This is a genomic window from Nitrospira defluvii (assembly GCF_905220995.1).
GTDB classification, from domain to species: domain Bacteria; phylum Nitrospirota; class Nitrospiria; order Nitrospirales; family Nitrospiraceae; genus Nitrospira_A; species Nitrospira_A defluvii_C.
On sequence record NZ_CAJNBJ010000001.1, the window covers coordinates 1,068,908 to 1,081,933 of the forward strand.

Here is a 13,026-nt window from a genome sequence, read left to right on the forward strand (position 1 = left end):
GTATTTGTGTCCAATGTTTGCAACGACTATGTCCAATGTTTACACCCTTATTGTCCAATGTGTCAAGTGTTTTATTTAAAAATATTTGACAAACATTGGACACAAAACTATACTGAGACAAAGCAAATGAATACCCACAGAATTCATAGGGTTGCAAAGCTCACCGGCCTAAGCCGTGACGTAATTCGTGTGTGGGAGCGCCGGTTTGACCTACTCAAACCGACCAGAGGAGCAAACCGATATCGCAATTATTCGGATGAGGACGTGGCGCTGCTGCGGTATCTCAAGCAACAGCTGGATGCCGGGGCTTCCATCGGGGATCTCGCCAAGGTTGGACGCGAAGAGCTGATCGGCCGTATGCGCGCCGCGGCGCCGCGGACGGCGGTCGTCGACAACACATTCGACCGATTGTTGCGCGAACTCCTCATCGCGCTGGAGCCGCTCGATCGGGTGACGTTTGAAAAGCGATTGAACGGTGCCGTGGCCGTCGTGCCGTTTGAAGAGGCCCTACACGGCATCCTGCTGCCCCTTCAGGAACGGGTCGGTCAATTGTGGCACACGGGCCGCATCAGCGTGGCCGTCGAGCACTATGTGACCAGCCAGATCAAACAGAAACTCTATGCGGCCATGAACCAGCTGCCGGTCGCCGAATTCGGCGCCACCGTGGTCGTGGCCTGTCCGCCTGGCGAGGAACACGACCTGGCGGCATTGGCAGTCGCTTATCGCTGCCGTGTCCGCGGCTGCCGCGTCTATTATCTCGGCGCCAACGTCCCGATCCTCTCTCTCAGCAATCTCTGCCGCGAAGTCACGCCGGACCTGACCATTTTCTCCTGCACCATCGCACTCCCAGATTCGCTGGCCATCGAGCTGATTAAATCGTTGGCTCAAGAGGTGTTACCGTTGTCCAATGTCCTGGCCGGCGGCCAGGGAGCGCTGACCATGCGGCGCCATTTCAGCGGATTCAATATCGACGTGCTAGAAACCTTCGGCGAGCTCGACGAGAAGTTGGAGCAATTCACCCGGCGCTTTCCGATCCCCGGCTGACGAAGGGGCGGTCGAGATGATCCCATACCCACTCACCGTGTTCTACGACGGCGCTTGCCCTCTGTGCGCCCGCGAGATGGCGTTGATGAGACGCCTCGACAGCAACCATCGGCTAAGACTCTGTGATTTTTCTGCGCCCGGATATGACGCTGAATCGACGGGCCTCGATCCGGCACGTCTTGGTACAGTGCTTCACGCGCAATGGGGAGACGGAACGATCATCACCGGCGTGGAGGTCTTCCGCGCCATCTGGCAGGCCGTCGGCCTGGGCGTCCTGGCTTGCTTGAGCCGGCTTCCTGTGATCGATCCACTATTGATTCGGGGTTATGCGTGGTTCGCGAGGAACCGGTTGTGGCTGACGGGACGCAAAACCTGCAATTCGGGAACGTGTCGAACAGCCGCGACGCCACAACGGTAAGCGCGGCACGGGCACTGCCTCATTTCCGAATCTGCGCGCCACGCGAGAAGGCTGCCATGGAAGCGGCCCGTTGCGCCAGCGTATCGCAAGCTTCGTTTTCCGGGTGGCCGTTGTGGCCACGCACCCAGGTCCAACTAATTTGGTGCATACCCGCCAACTGATCCAGCTCCGCCCAGAGATCCTGGTTCTTCTTTCGTTTCCACCCCAGCGTCATGGTCTTAATCAGCAGTTGCGAGTCTGAATGGAGAACGACCGACTGGCAGGCGCTGAGAACTTTGAGCGCTTCAATCGCAGCCATCATTTCCATACGATTGTTCGTGGTTTCCACGCAGTGGCCGAATCCCTCTCTGCGCTGCTGACCGTCCTGAATAATGTACGCCCACCCGCCGGGGCCAGGATTCCCGAGACAACTTCCATCCGTAAAGATCTGAATCACGCGTAATGAATCCACATCCGTCCTTCCTCGCCGCCTCGATCGCCTGCGCTTCGTTCACCAGTCACGATCGGACCTGCTACGAACCGATTAAGAGCCGGGAGTATATCAAACGAGCATAGCGCGATTCACGGTGCAGGCCGGAGAATCCTCAATGTCCGCCTTGCACCACGCGGCCTGGCCAGGCCGCTGTCGGACACATCTGACATCGCTCCAGACATCTTTGAATTTATTAGGAGAGAGTATTCCGACAATGTCCGCGAATGCCTGGGCATTTACCCAGTACGAAACCCGTAGCGACTACGTACTGACATTTAGGCAGCAGGTGGTACGCTTATCCGGAAGGCGAATCCGGCCCCTGAACGACACCGCCGGCTGAACAATCGACGCACCCAGTCAGTGACACCATGAACATGACCTTGCGCATTTCCCTCGCCCTGCTGTTCAGCATCTCCTGCATCCTCTTGGTGGTCGGTTACCTGGGCGGATTCTCCTCTCCCGACCTGATCCCGCGCACGCTTTCACTGAGCAACAAGCCTTCCTCCGAACCTTCACCAACACCGGCGGGCCTCACCATCAACCTACCGGCCATTGTAGCCCCGGTGGATGACGGGACGCGGTTTTATTATATCCAGGCGAATCTTGCCGTGGAGATCGACCGCGCGGCGACGGGCACACTCATCAGAGAACGGCATGACCAGATCGATCGATACATCATGGAGATGCTGCACACCTATCCCGTTCAAGACTTGCGCGCGCCCGGTCAATCCGTCACGTTGCGCGAGGACCTCAAGCGTACGGTAAACAGACTGTTGCCCAAGGGCCAGGTACGGAATGTCTACATCACCAATTGGTTGATGACTCCGGTCGGGTCCTGATCCAACCCTCGTGCACCATCGAGCCCTGCCTGACATCCCACCACAAGGTGCTAAGCGAGCACCCCTGACACACGGGCTCAACCGAAGCGGGAAAGCCTCTTACCTCAGGAAGCGAACAGAGTCCAGCCATCGTTCTTGGTGGCAGGTGCCCGGAATGGAAACGGTTGCGGGGGGATGGTGCCGAAGCCGGGAGTTGAACCCGGATACCCTTACGGGCGCTGGTACCTGAAACCAGTGCGTCTGCCAGTTCCGCCACTTCGGCTCGGGGAATGAAGGGGGGATTATCGCTGATCGATTCCAACCCGTCAAGGTGAGCCCGGGGAAAATCTCCAGAGGATTGCCGATGCCGCCTGTCATCCGGCCGAGAGCAGCTCGACGTCTGGATCCCAGGCTCCGTGCGGAACAACCTCCCGCAGATCGCCGCTCAACACAATCCGTTCACGTACCAATCCTGCGGCAGCCAGCAAGAAGGGGCTTCGTATACGGGGCGCCTCGTCGGCAATCAGCACATCGAACCGCACCTTGCGAAACAAGGGATCGGCAGCCACCCGCGCGGCCGTCGTGACGATCACCCGCCGGTTCTGCACAAACGCCTGCCGGTTCGTATCTTCCTGAGCCGCGAGCAATTCACGAATCTTTTTCGTCCCGCCCAACCGGATCACATCTTCCTTCAGTTCGGCAAACTCCGGCTTCATCTCCTTCGGAACCGTCGCTTCTGGAATGAGTTCGTCGATGCGCTGCTTGGCGATGTCGACCTCCTTCCTGAGCCCGGCGCTATACCGCTCGTAGATGACCTTATACTCGCGCAACGACTCCACATTCTTGCCCACCGCCTGCATGGACAGGCGCTTCCAGATGGGAAGTTGCTCATACTGAGCCAAGGTCGCGTCGATTTCCTTGATCTTGGCTTGGTATTCGCTCAATTGGGTCACCAGGCGCCACTCCAACAGGCGCACCTCATCGAGATCCTTCTGTTTCTGCGCTTTATACGCGAGAATCGGGGTGAGTTCCCGGAACCGATCATACTTCTTGCGGAGTGCCGCCTTGTCCGATCGCGATTTCGCGTAAAACTGATGCATCTGTGACTCAAAGCCTAATTCCGGCAAGGGAATGCCGCCACTTTCTTTCCCGATGGCCACCTCATACCGGCTCAGCCAGCTCTTAAAGGTGAGGCCCGCCGCCTTCATCGCCCGCGCGGCAACCAGCGTGACAGCATCGGCGCTCTGATGATCCGGCGTCACCAGCAGGATGCGCTTATTTCCACGAATCAATTCGATCACCAGCGTGGCCAGCTTCTGTCGGCGCGCGGTGAGATCCTCCAGCCAGAGGGGCGTCAGGACCGATGTCGGCGTCAGGGCCTCCAGCGAGCCGCGATCGCCTGATTGCCCTGCTTCCAGGATCGGCAGAAGCCGTTCCGCCGGACCTAAGGTGTAGGATGAGCCGGCCTTGCTCATTTCTGCCAGGCGACGACTGGTCGTGAGGACTAATCCGCTCGTGTCCGGAACCAACGTGGCGCTTGGCACCACATCCCCGATGGCGTCGAACACCTGGAGCACAAGACGCTGTCCGTCTTGGGACAACACAATGCCCTCCGTCGGCTCCGATTCCTCGCCCAGCAGCAGCGTGACTGACAGGTCAGCCCCGATCGCGATATCCGGCGGCAGATAAAACTCATACAGATGCAGATTCCCGACCGTCTGGAGTAACCGACCCCGCTCGACCGTCACCGGCTGATCGCGCCCTGTTTCTGTGAGGCGCGCGGCGTCGTGCTCAAGCGTCACGGCCAATTGATCGAGAAGGTCCGGCAACGTGCCGGGCATGGCGGCCATAACTCGTCGTTCTCCTGACTGTGGACCAGGACAAGAAGCTCCCGGCTTGTACGGCGGCATTCACCGCCAAACAGGGAGCGTATCTTAAAGAGTTACGAAAGAACCTGTCCAGCCAGGAGCGTCTCCTACCTCTGCCGGATTCACCGGATCCGACCGGCTCACGCGCACACAACCGCCGCACAAGCACTTCGTCCCGCTTCGGGAGGTCCCAAGAAATCCCGAACCAGCCGCTCCGGATCAATTGACTTTTGCACAGCCCGTCAGTATGCTTTTTCCCTTTCCAACAGAAGGAGTTGCAGTATGAAGGTGATTCTCCAGGAAACACTCGAAGGCGTGGGCGATCTCGGCGATCTTTTGGACGTCTCCAACGGGTTTGCCCGGAACTACCTCTTGCCTCGCAAGAAGGCTGTGGAAGCCAATAACCGGAACATCAAAGAATTCGAACATGCGAAGCGAGCCGCCGCCGAGAAAGCCAAGAAGGAAAAGCTGGAAATCGAGGCACACGGCAAAAAGATGTCGACCGTGTCCATCACGATCGCAGCCCAGGTCGGCAAAGACGACAAGATGTTCGGGTCGGTGACGGCGAAGGACATCGCGGAAGGTCTGGCCGAACAAGGCTTTACCGTGGACCGTCGCAAAATTCAGCTCGCGCAGCCCATCAAGGAACTGGGTACCCACGCGATTGCCGTGAAGCTCCCGCGCGAAGTGACTGCCACGATCGCCGTTCACGTGATCAAGAAACAAGAAGAGACGGAAGAAGCCACTCCTACGGCTTAATCCGTGATGCGATGATACGTGGCCGCCGGACCGGGACCACGCTCGGAGGAAACATGCAGGATCTGATCGGGTCATTGGACGCGTTGAAGTCAACCGACCTTGAAACGTACGAAGCCATCCTGGCCGAGGAACAACGGCAACGGGATAAGTTGCTGCTGATTGCGTCGGAAAACTTTGCGAGTCCTGCCGTGCTGGCCGCTCAGGGCAGCCTGATGACCAATAAGTACGCGGAAGGGTACCCTGGCAAACGCTACTATGGCGGATGCCAGCATGTCGATACGGTCGAAAGCCTCGCGATCGAGCGTGCCAAGCAGATCTTCGGGGCAGAGCACGTCAACGTCCAACCGCACTCAGGGTCGCAAGCCAACATGGCTGCGTACTTGGCCGTGCTGAAACCCGGCGACACCATCCTCGGCCTCGACCTCGCTCAGGGAGGGCACCTCACTCACGGGAGCAAGGTCAACTTCTCCGGCATCATTTTCCGAGCGTTTTCTTACGGGGTGGACCGGCAGACGGAAACCATCGACTATGCCGCGGTCCGCAAGATCGCCGAAGAATGTCGTCCGCGCATGCTGGTCGTCGGCGCCAGCGCCTATGCCCGCACCCTCGATTTCGCCAAGTTCCAAGAAATTGCCAAGTCAGTGGGTGCCTATCTGTTGGTGGACATTGCGCACATTGCCGGGCTGATCGCGGCTGGCTTGCACCCCAATCCCGTTCCCTATGCGGACTTCGTGACGACCACCACCCATAAGACCCTCCGCGGCCCCCGCGGCGGCGTCACCATGTGCAAAGCCGAACACGCGAAGGCCGTGGATAAGATTATTTTCCCGGGCCTGCAAGGCGGCCCGCTCATGCATGTCATCGCGGCCAAGGCCGTCGCCTTCAAGGAGGCCATGTCGCCGGCGTTCAAGCGATACCAGCAGCAGGTGGTGGCAAACGCCCGCACGTTGGCACAGGGGCTGATCGAACGCGGCTACAAGATCGTGTCGGGCGGAACCGATACGCACCTGATGTTGGTCAATCTGACCCCCAAGGGCATCACGGGAAAAGAAGCCGATGCCGCCTTGGATGCTGCCGGCATCATCGTCAACAAGAACGCCATCCCCTACGATGAAAAACCGCCTGCCGTGGCGAGCGGCATCCGGATCGGGAGTCCCATCGTATCCACACGAGGAATGCGTGAGGCCGAGATGCGCGAAATTGTGGCGCTGATCGATCGGGTCTTGCAGCATCCTCAAGACCAACAGGTGCAGAGCGAGGTCCGTGCGCAGGCAAAGACATTGTGCAACCGTTTCCCCATCTTTCATGCCTACGATTCGTCTCCCGCTTAGGCAGGACGTTCGCCAGTGAAGTGTCCTTTCTGCGACGATGTCGAGGACAAAGTCGTCGACTCGCGGATGGCCAAGGAAGGTGAGGTCATCCGTCGGCGGCGCGAATGCCTGTCGTGCAAACGCCGGTACACCACCTACGAACGGGTCGAAGAAACCATGCCGGCCGTCGTCAAAAAGGATGGCCGCCGGGAGCCATTCGATCGAAGCAAGATTGTCTCCGGACTGAAGAAGGCCTGCGAGAAACGGCCGATCAGCACCGCGACCATCGAAGCCGTCACCGACCGTATCGAAAAACGTATTCAGGATATGGGGGAAACTGAAATCGAGAGCACCGCCGTCGGCGAGGAAGTGATGAAGGAACTGTCCCAGCTCGATCAGGTGGCCTACGTCCGGTTTGCCTCCGTGTACCGAGAGTTTAAGGATATCGACCAGTTCATGGACGAGATCAAATCTCTGGCCCAGCAGCGCCGGGAACGTTAGCCCCTCCCCTTTTCCTCGCTGCGTCGAATTGATTCGTTCGGTGTCAGTCCAGACAGAAGCGAGGCAGCAACCGCGGAGTGACTTCCGTTCCACTATTGCCGACACACATGCCAACCGCCAAAACCACCCAAGCGCGACGCGCAGCCCCTCGGCCCACCACACGGCCAACACCCGGAGCGACGCATGTCGCCATCATCGGCGCCGGACGCGGCGGCACGGCCCTCATGGAGATTTTTGCCAACGACCCGCTGGTGCGCATCGTCGGAGTCGCCGATATCAGCGCGCAGGCACCGGGCCTCGGCCTCGCCCGTCGTTTACGTATTCGTGTCACACGCCATTACCGGAAGCTCATGACCATGGGTCCCGTCGATCTGGTCATCGATGTGTCGGGCAATCCGGAAGTCGGCGAATACCTGCAGGACATCCGCCGCAGAGGTGTCTCGGTGATCGGTGGAGCCAGCGCGAAGTTCATGTGGCAACTGATTGAAGCTCGCATCCGCGCGACCGCCGATATCGAAAAGGCGCTGAACAAGTACCAATCCCTCTACCGGCTCTATGTCAAAGAGACAGGGGCGGCAGTCACGGAAGAGCGGACGCGCATCGCCTGCGAAATCCACGATGGGCTGGTGCAAAGTCTCGCCGGCGTGAACTTCAAACTGGAATTGTCCCAAGAACTCCTCCGCAAGAATCCCAAAGCCAGCCTCGCCACGATCCGGGAGTCGAAAGCCCAGCTCAAGATGGCCATTCAAGAGGCCAGACAGGTCATCTTCAACTTGCGCCCGCTCCACTACGATAAAATGGAGCTCATCCCGGCACTGACGAATTATCTGAAATCCTATGAAACGCAGTACCACATCAAAACCGCGTTTTCCGTCACCGGAGACGAGACGATTTTATTCCCGCGCACGAAGATCTTCTTGTTCCGGATTGTCCAGGAGGCGTTGTCGAACGTCCAAAAACACGCCAAGGCAAGGCGGGTGTCGGTTCAACTGGACATTCGCCTCGACTTACTGCAAGTGACCATCTCCGACAACGGAATTGGGTTCGACATGGACGCCGTGCTGCGCGATCCGGAAAAATGGGATCACTTTGGCATTCGCGGCATCTTAGAACGGGCGCGACTGGTAGGTGGCGAGGCGACCATCGATTCGAAGAAAGGGCGCGGCACGCGAATCGTGTTGCGCATCCCGTTAGCCGACAAGGAGACGATTCGTCATGGAAAAAATTAAAGTCCTGATCGCTGACGATCATCGTGTGGTGCGCGAAGGCCTGGCGGCCATCCTCAAGACCAAAGACGACATTAACGTGGTCGGAGAAGCACAGGACGGCGTGGAAGCGGTCGAAAAGGCCAAGACGCTCGAGCCGGATGTCATTCTGATGGATGTCAGCATGCCACGCATGGGCGGCATTGAAGCCACCCGCCAAATCAAACGGGAATTCCCCCATATGGGCATCGTGGCCCTGACAATGTACGAGGAGCAACAGTACATCTTCGACCTTGTGCGAGCCGGCGCGACAGGCTATTTGCTCAAGGACTCGGAGTCCTCGCAAATCGTCGCGGCAATTCGAGCGATCTATCGAGGAGAATCGCTCATTCACCCCTCGGTCGCCAGCAAAATCCTCGCTGAGTTCTCCCTCATGTCGCAGAAGAAAGGGAAAAAGCCGGCTTGGGTCGAGCATGACCTGACCGAACGCGAAATCACCGTCTTGCGGCTCGTTGCCGATGGAAAAACGAACAAAGAAATTGCGAACAGTCTGGATTTAAGCGAGAAAACTGTCAAAAACCATGTCCGCAATATCTTCCATAAGCTGCAGGTGTACGACCGAACCCAAGCCGCAATCTTAGCGATTCGGAAAGGCCTCATTGAATTGGAGCCACGACCGTAACCAAGAGCACGTCATCAGGAAAGGGCTCCATCTGCCGGAGGAACTCGCGGGCTCATTGGTGATGAGCCACGCCCCTTTCACTGGCCTCACCCAGTAACTCGTTGAAAACCCGCTACTTTCGTGGTTTTACCCTTTCAGCAAAAGATACAATTGTGCTTTTTTAGCAACAGTAACTGTTTCGCAAGATCAAGACATTGTCATTATAAATCCATGACTTATGATCATCTTCCGAATTGGCACAAGCATTGCTAGCTTCAGTGCTGGATTATACGAAGGAGGCACCGTGCGCTTTCAGCAAACGATCGGCTCACCGGTTTCATGTTCTGGCGTCGGGCTTCATTCGGGCCAGCCGGTTACACTGACGCTTCGCCCGGCCCCTCCAAACACTGGCATCGCCTTCATCTATCGGCACGGATCAGAAGAAACGTTCATCCCTGCCTCGATCTCCAATAAGGTCCCGACAGAACTCTGCACGGCGATCAGCGTCAACGGCCGTCAAGTTAAGACAATCGAACACCTCATCGCCGCGTTGGTCGGGATGGAAGTCGACAACGTCTACGCAGAAGTGGACGCAGGGGAAGTGCCCGTGCTCGATGGGAGCGCCAACCCATTCGTTCGCTTGATCCGATCGGCCGGAATCATCCCCCAAACCCGTCGGCAATCATACGTCAAGATCATGCAACCCATCGAGGTGGTGGACGGGTCGAAACGGGTGAGGATCGAACCCTCGTCAACGCCGAAAATTACGTATTCCATTCACTATGATCACCCCATGATCCAAACCCAGTCCTACACCCATACCTGCTCCGCCCAGGCGTTCGAACAGGACATCGCGCAGGCGCGCACGTTCGGCTTTCTCCATGAAGTTGAAGCGCTGTGGTCGAGGGGACTCGGAAAGGGCGGGACGCTGGATAACACCATCGTGCTATCCAAAGAGGGCGTCGTGAATGAATCCGGCCTGCGCTTCTCAAATGAATTCGTCCGGCATAAGGTACTGGACTTAATCGGTGATATCGCACTGCTCGGCTTCCCGTTCATCGGCCACATCGTGGCTGAACGATCAGGCCATGCCATGCACACACGGCTCGTGGAACAAATCCTCCTCCAGCGCGATAAGTGGGCGCTGATTACCGGAGAACATGCGGTTGCCGCACCGGAATCGCGATCCTCTCTCGGACTACTTCGCCCCGCGCCTTCTCTCGCGATCTAACGGCTTCACCGAAGATCTCCTCGCCAGCGCTTGCGGCCACCGGCGATAGGCGGTGATTGCGGCATTTTGCAATTCAGGCACAAAAAAACGCCGGAGGTAAGTGGCCTTACCCCCGGCGTGCAAATCCCGGCAGGACTTACTTCTTCTTCGCTGCCTTCTTCGCTGGTTTCTTCGCTGCCTTCTTCGTTGCCAAGACTCTCACCTCCCTTCACACATTAAAGTTGATATGAACTTCCTCGGCCCACTTACACTACCGCTGTTAATTCCTGCTGTGTCGTCACCGCAAAGGTATTGGGTCCGACTTTTTGGAAACGCTTATCCCGCTTCAATGACGTGGCGACGGAGGTCAACGGCGTCTTCCCCTTGATTTGCAACCCGCCCTCCAAGAGGCGTTGCAACAGCTCCTTCGCATGCATCGGCCGACTGGCTTCCCGAAGAATCTGATAGGCCGCTTCCGGAACGCTTTTCCCGACATACTTGCTTTTTCCAAGCAGGATCTCACGCGACTGATCGGTGACATCCGTGACGGGGAGAGGGCGAATGCCTTTTTCGTCGGTGATAATTTGGCTGGAGAGGCTGGCCAATTTGGCCTTATCTGCTTCAACACGATACAGCGTTTCGGCAAGCTCCAAGTACTTCTTGATCATCGCGATTTCATCGTCGAGCCGACGTCGCTTTTTCTCAAGTTCCTGGTAGCGATTCCGGTAAGCGCTGATCCGCTGTTCCAGGCCAACCAGAATGTCGGTCAATTCTTCCACAAGCAAGACCTCAATAAAGCATACTTGCTTTATAGCAAGTGATTCAAAATCTGTCAAGTAACTGAAAATAACTATTTGTTCGCACGTCTCGCCTATACAAGCAGAGTGCAATCAATGCCTAACCAAGCCTTGTTCTGCAAGAACAAGCTTTTATAATATTGTTATTTATCAATATTTTATAGTGCTCTTTCGAAAAATGTCTGGTGCGCTGGCGCACGGACTGCAATCTCGTGTTAGGATGCTGCTTCTATGCAAGCTGCACGCATTCCTTCCTCTGATGAGTGTTCCACCTATCTTGCGACGGCAATCCGCGCAGCAGAAGCGGCCGGAACGGTCCTGCTCGATTGCGCGAAATCCGGGTTTCGGATCGACTACAAGGCCGCAATCAACCTCGTGACCGACGCAGATCGTCAGGCAGAAGAGTGTATTGTCTGTACGATTCTTTCGGCGCACCCCTCTCACCGCATTCTGGCGGAAGAGCGTGGGCAAGACGGATCCACCGACTCACCCTATCAGTGGATTATCGACCCTCTCGACGGCACGACTAACTTCGCCCACGGTTTTCCGTTCTATTCCGTGTCGATCGGCCTGGAATATCGAGGGGAATGCATCGTCGGCGTGGTCCTGGATCCCGTTCGGCGGGAACTGTTTACCGGCATCGTAGGGGAGGGAGCCTACCTGAATGGCCAGCGCCTCTACGTGTCGCCGATTGACACATTGGAGCGGTCGTTGCTGGTCACCGGCTTCGCCTATAATATTCGTGAAACGGCCGACAATAATCTCGACCACTTCTCACGCATTTCCCTCCGCGCCCAGGCCATTCGGCGAACCGGTTCGGCAGCGCTGGATCTCTGCTACGTGGCTTCGGGACGGTTCGACGGTTATTGGGAGGTCAAGCTGAGCCCGTGGGATATGGCAGCCGGAATCGTGATGGTACGGGAAGCGGGGGGTGTCGTGTCGGGATTCAGCACAGACCATTTTTCATTGTATGCACAAGAACTGGTAGCCACCAACGGCCGCATCCACCATCAGCTCCTCGACGCCATTCACCAGCGCACAGACCAGGGCCGCCCCGCATAGCTGCGCCGCGCGGGCGCGTCACCAGCCGCACATCCCATGTACAGTGCGACGACCGATGCGGTATCATGCGGCTCTTATCCGTCAGACCAAAGGAGTGCATGCAGCATGGCCAGTCAGGTTCCTCCACAAAAGCCGGGCGCGTCACCAACGAACAATCAAGACGTGTGGGATGTGGAACTGTTGCATGTGCACGTGTCACGCAAGGGAAAACTCGTCAACGCCGAGTGGGCCCTCCATCCACAGATCAAGGCCGACCTCAGTGCGGACGAGTGGAAGGAACTCGGCGAGCTGATGAACAAGGTCACCACCATCGTGGGATATCGCTTTTCTCAGGCCCTCAACGAGGCCGATCCGGCGCCGCCCGGAAACGCGTAGTCACGTCTCGCCAACAGGCACCGCTCGCGCGCCGGTCGCTCGGCGTCCACGCGAGCACCATCACACAGACTGAACCAGTGAGGTCATTCATGGACTGCTATTACCATTCGAAGGATCTTGGCAAATTCGGAGACATCGGGAAGGGGAACCCGGCCCTGTGGGAGAAGTTCATGAGTTATTACAGCGCGGTCTTTGCCGACGGCGCGCTCTCGGAACGGGAGAAGGCGCTCATTGCGCTCGGTGTGGCCCATGCGGTGCAGTGCCCCTATTGCATCGACGCCTACACACAAGCCTGCCTGGAAAAGGGATCGAACACGGAAGAAATGACGGAAGCCGTCCACGTCGCCTGCGCCATCCGCGGTGGGGCCTCGCTGGTGCACGGCGTCCAGATGCGGAACGTCGCCGAGAAGCTCTCGATGTGATTGTTCAGCGGCGACTCGGCTCACGCGGAAGGTTACGGCAAGCGCAGGGCCGAGGCGCACGGAATCGGTACGGGGATGGCCTCAGCGAAACAAACACAACGCCG

The 13,026-nt window shown here is 57.7% G+C and carries 15 protein-coding genes and 1 tRNA gene; 12 read left to right on the plus strand and 4 right to left on the minus strand.

Annotated features, from left to right (window positions below; all coding sequences use genetic code 11):
- Positions 1-126: 126 nt before the first annotated feature.
- Together KJA79_RS05125 and KJA79_RS05130 are read left to right on the plus strand one after the other, a co-directional pair.
- A complete protein-coding gene (locus KJA79_RS05125; RefSeq protein ID WP_213040909.1) occupies positions 127-1,044 on the plus strand; it encodes a MerR family transcriptional regulator in 918 nt (305 codons plus the stop codon).
- A 16-nt stretch (positions 1,045-1,060) separates the two neighbouring features.
- A complete protein-coding gene (locus KJA79_RS05130) occupies positions 1,061-1,462 on the plus strand; it encodes a thiol-disulfide oxidoreductase DCC family protein (protein WP_213040910.1) in 402 nt (133 codons plus the stop codon).
- A gap of 19 nt (positions 1,463-1,481) precedes the next feature.
- On the opposite strand, the gene KJA79_RS05135 is transcribed toward KJA79_RS05130, so the two are convergent.
- Complete coding sequence (locus KJA79_RS05135; protein WP_213040911.1) at positions 1,482-1,913, minus strand: ribonuclease H family protein; 432 nt, start codon at positions 1,911-1,913, stop codon at positions 1,482-1,484.
- A 395-nt stretch (positions 1,914-2,308) separates the two neighbouring features.
- Between KJA79_RS05135 and KJA79_RS05140 the strand changes: the two genes are divergently transcribed.
- Positions 2,309-2,773: a flagellar basal body-associated FliL family protein gene (locus tag KJA79_RS05140; protein ID WP_213040912.1), complete on the plus strand. Its 465-nt coding sequence runs from the start codon at positions 2,309-2,311 to the stop codon at positions 2,771-2,773.
- A 175-nt stretch (positions 2,774-2,948) separates the two neighbouring features.
- On the opposite strand, the gene KJA79_RS05145 is transcribed toward KJA79_RS05140, so the two are convergent.
- Together KJA79_RS05145 and KJA79_RS05150 are read right to left on the minus strand one after the other, a co-directional pair.
- A tRNA-Leu gene (locus KJA79_RS05145) sits at positions 2,949-3,035 on the minus strand.
- A 91-nt stretch (positions 3,036-3,126) separates the two neighbouring features.
- Positions 3,127-4,602 (minus strand): AAA domain-containing protein, encoded by a 1,476-nt coding sequence (locus tag KJA79_RS05150; RefSeq protein WP_213040913.1) that lies wholly within the window; start codon positions 4,600-4,602, stop codon positions 3,127-3,129.
- 300 nt (positions 4,603-4,902) lie between these two features.
- On the opposite strand from KJA79_RS05150, the gene rplI reads away from it, so the two are divergent.
- The 6 genes from rplI to lpxC all read left to right on the plus strand — a co-directional run bounded on the left by rplI (position 4,903) and on the right by lpxC (position 10,287).
- Positions 4,903-5,379 (plus strand): 50S ribosomal protein L9, encoded by a 477-nt coding sequence (rplI, locus tag KJA79_RS05155; RefSeq protein ID WP_213040914.1) that lies wholly within the window; start codon positions 4,903-4,905, stop codon positions 5,377-5,379.
- Positions 5,380-5,432: 53 nt separating this feature from the next.
- The gene (locus tag KJA79_RS05160; RefSeq protein WP_343224238.1) at positions 5,433-6,710 is read left to right on the plus strand and encodes a serine hydroxymethyltransferase; all 1,278 of its coding nucleotides are present in this window, start codon (positions 5,433-5,435) and stop codon (positions 6,708-6,710) included.
- A gap of 15 nt (positions 6,711-6,725) precedes the next feature.
- Entirely contained in the window at positions 6,726-7,190 is a 465-nt protein-coding gene (gene nrdR, locus KJA79_RS05165) for a transcriptional regulator NrdR (protein WP_213040915.1), read from the plus strand.
- Positions 7,191-7,297: 107 nt separating this feature from the next.
- Positions 7,298-8,419: a sensor histidine kinase gene (locus KJA79_RS05170; RefSeq protein ID WP_213040916.1), complete on the plus strand. Its 1,122-nt coding sequence runs from the start codon at positions 7,298-7,300 to the stop codon at positions 8,417-8,419.
- Entirely contained in the window at positions 8,406-9,077 is a 672-nt protein-coding gene (locus KJA79_RS05175; RefSeq protein WP_213040917.1) for a response regulator transcription factor, read from the plus strand. The genes KJA79_RS05170 and KJA79_RS05175 overlap by 14 nt, the downstream gene beginning before the upstream one ends.
- Before the next feature lie 283 nt (positions 9,078-9,360).
- A complete protein-coding gene (gene lpxC, locus KJA79_RS05180) occupies positions 9,361-10,287 on the plus strand; it encodes a UDP-3-O-acyl-N-acetylglucosamine deacetylase (protein WP_213040918.1) in 927 nt (308 codons plus the stop codon).
- A 245-nt stretch (positions 10,288-10,532) separates the two neighbouring features.
- On the opposite strand, the gene KJA79_RS05185 is transcribed toward lpxC, so the two are convergent.
- Positions 10,533-11,045, minus strand: coding sequence for a winged helix-turn-helix domain-containing protein (locus KJA79_RS05185; protein WP_213040919.1), 513 nt, complete (start codon positions 11,043-11,045; stop codon positions 10,533-10,535).
- A 249-nt stretch (positions 11,046-11,294) separates the two neighbouring features.
- Here KJA79_RS05185 and KJA79_RS05190 point away from each other — a divergent pair, with 249 nt between their 5' ends.
- The 3 genes from KJA79_RS05190 (at position 11,295) to KJA79_RS05200 (ending at position 12,922) form a co-directional block, all read left to right on the plus strand.
- Positions 11,295-12,125 (plus strand): inositol monophosphatase family protein, encoded by an 831-nt coding sequence (locus KJA79_RS05190; protein ID WP_213040920.1) that lies wholly within the window; start codon positions 11,295-11,297, stop codon positions 12,123-12,125.
- Between the two features lie 105 nt (positions 12,126-12,230).
- A complete protein-coding gene (locus KJA79_RS05195) occupies positions 12,231-12,500 on the plus strand; it encodes a hypothetical protein (protein WP_213040921.1) in 270 nt (89 codons plus the stop codon).
- A gap of 89 nt (positions 12,501-12,589) precedes the next feature.
- Complete coding sequence (locus tag KJA79_RS05200; protein ID WP_213040922.1) at positions 12,590-12,922, plus strand: arsenosugar biosynthesis-associated peroxidase-like protein; 333 nt, start codon at positions 12,590-12,592, stop codon at positions 12,920-12,922.
- Positions 12,923-13,026 lie beyond the last annotated feature (104 nt).

Coding starts and splice junctions, on each gene's coding strand:
- KJA79_RS05125 (WP_213040909.1), top strand. CDS start 127: ATGAATACCCACAGAATTCATAGGGTTGCAAAGCTCACCGGCCTAAGC.
- KJA79_RS05130 (WP_213040910.1), top strand. CDS start 1,061: ATGATCCCATACCCACTCACCGTGTTCTACGACGGCGCTTGCCCTCTG.
- KJA79_RS05140 (WP_213040912.1), top strand. CDS start 2,309: ATGACCTTGCGCATTTCCCTCGCCCTGCTGTTCAGCATCTCCTGCATC.
- KJA79_RS05150 (WP_213040913.1), bottom strand. CDS start 4,602: ATGGCCGCCATGCCCGGCACGTTGCCGGACCTTCTCGATCAATTGGCC.
- rplI (WP_213040914.1), top strand. CDS start 4,903: ATGAAGGTGATTCTCCAGGAAACACTCGAAGGCGTGGGCGATCTCGGC.
- KJA79_RS05160 (WP_343224238.1), top strand. CDS start 5,433: ATGCAGGATCTGATCGGGTCATTGGACGCGTTGAAGTCAACCGACCTT.
- KJA79_RS05170 (WP_213040916.1), top strand. CDS start 7,298: ATGCCAACCGCCAAAACCACCCAAGCGCGACGCGCAGCCCCTCGGCCC.
- KJA79_RS05175 (WP_213040917.1), top strand. CDS start 8,406: ATGGAAAAAATTAAAGTCCTGATCGCTGACGATCATCGTGTGGTGCGC.
- KJA79_RS05190 (WP_213040920.1), top strand. CDS start 11,295: ATGCAAGCTGCACGCATTCCTTCCTCTGATGAGTGTTCCACCTATCTT.
- KJA79_RS05195 (WP_213040921.1), top strand. CDS start 12,231: ATGGCCAGTCAGGTTCCTCCACAAAAGCCGGGCGCGTCACCAACGAAC.
- KJA79_RS05200 (WP_213040922.1), top strand. CDS start 12,590: ATGGACTGCTATTACCATTCGAAGGATCTTGGCAAATTCGGAGACATC.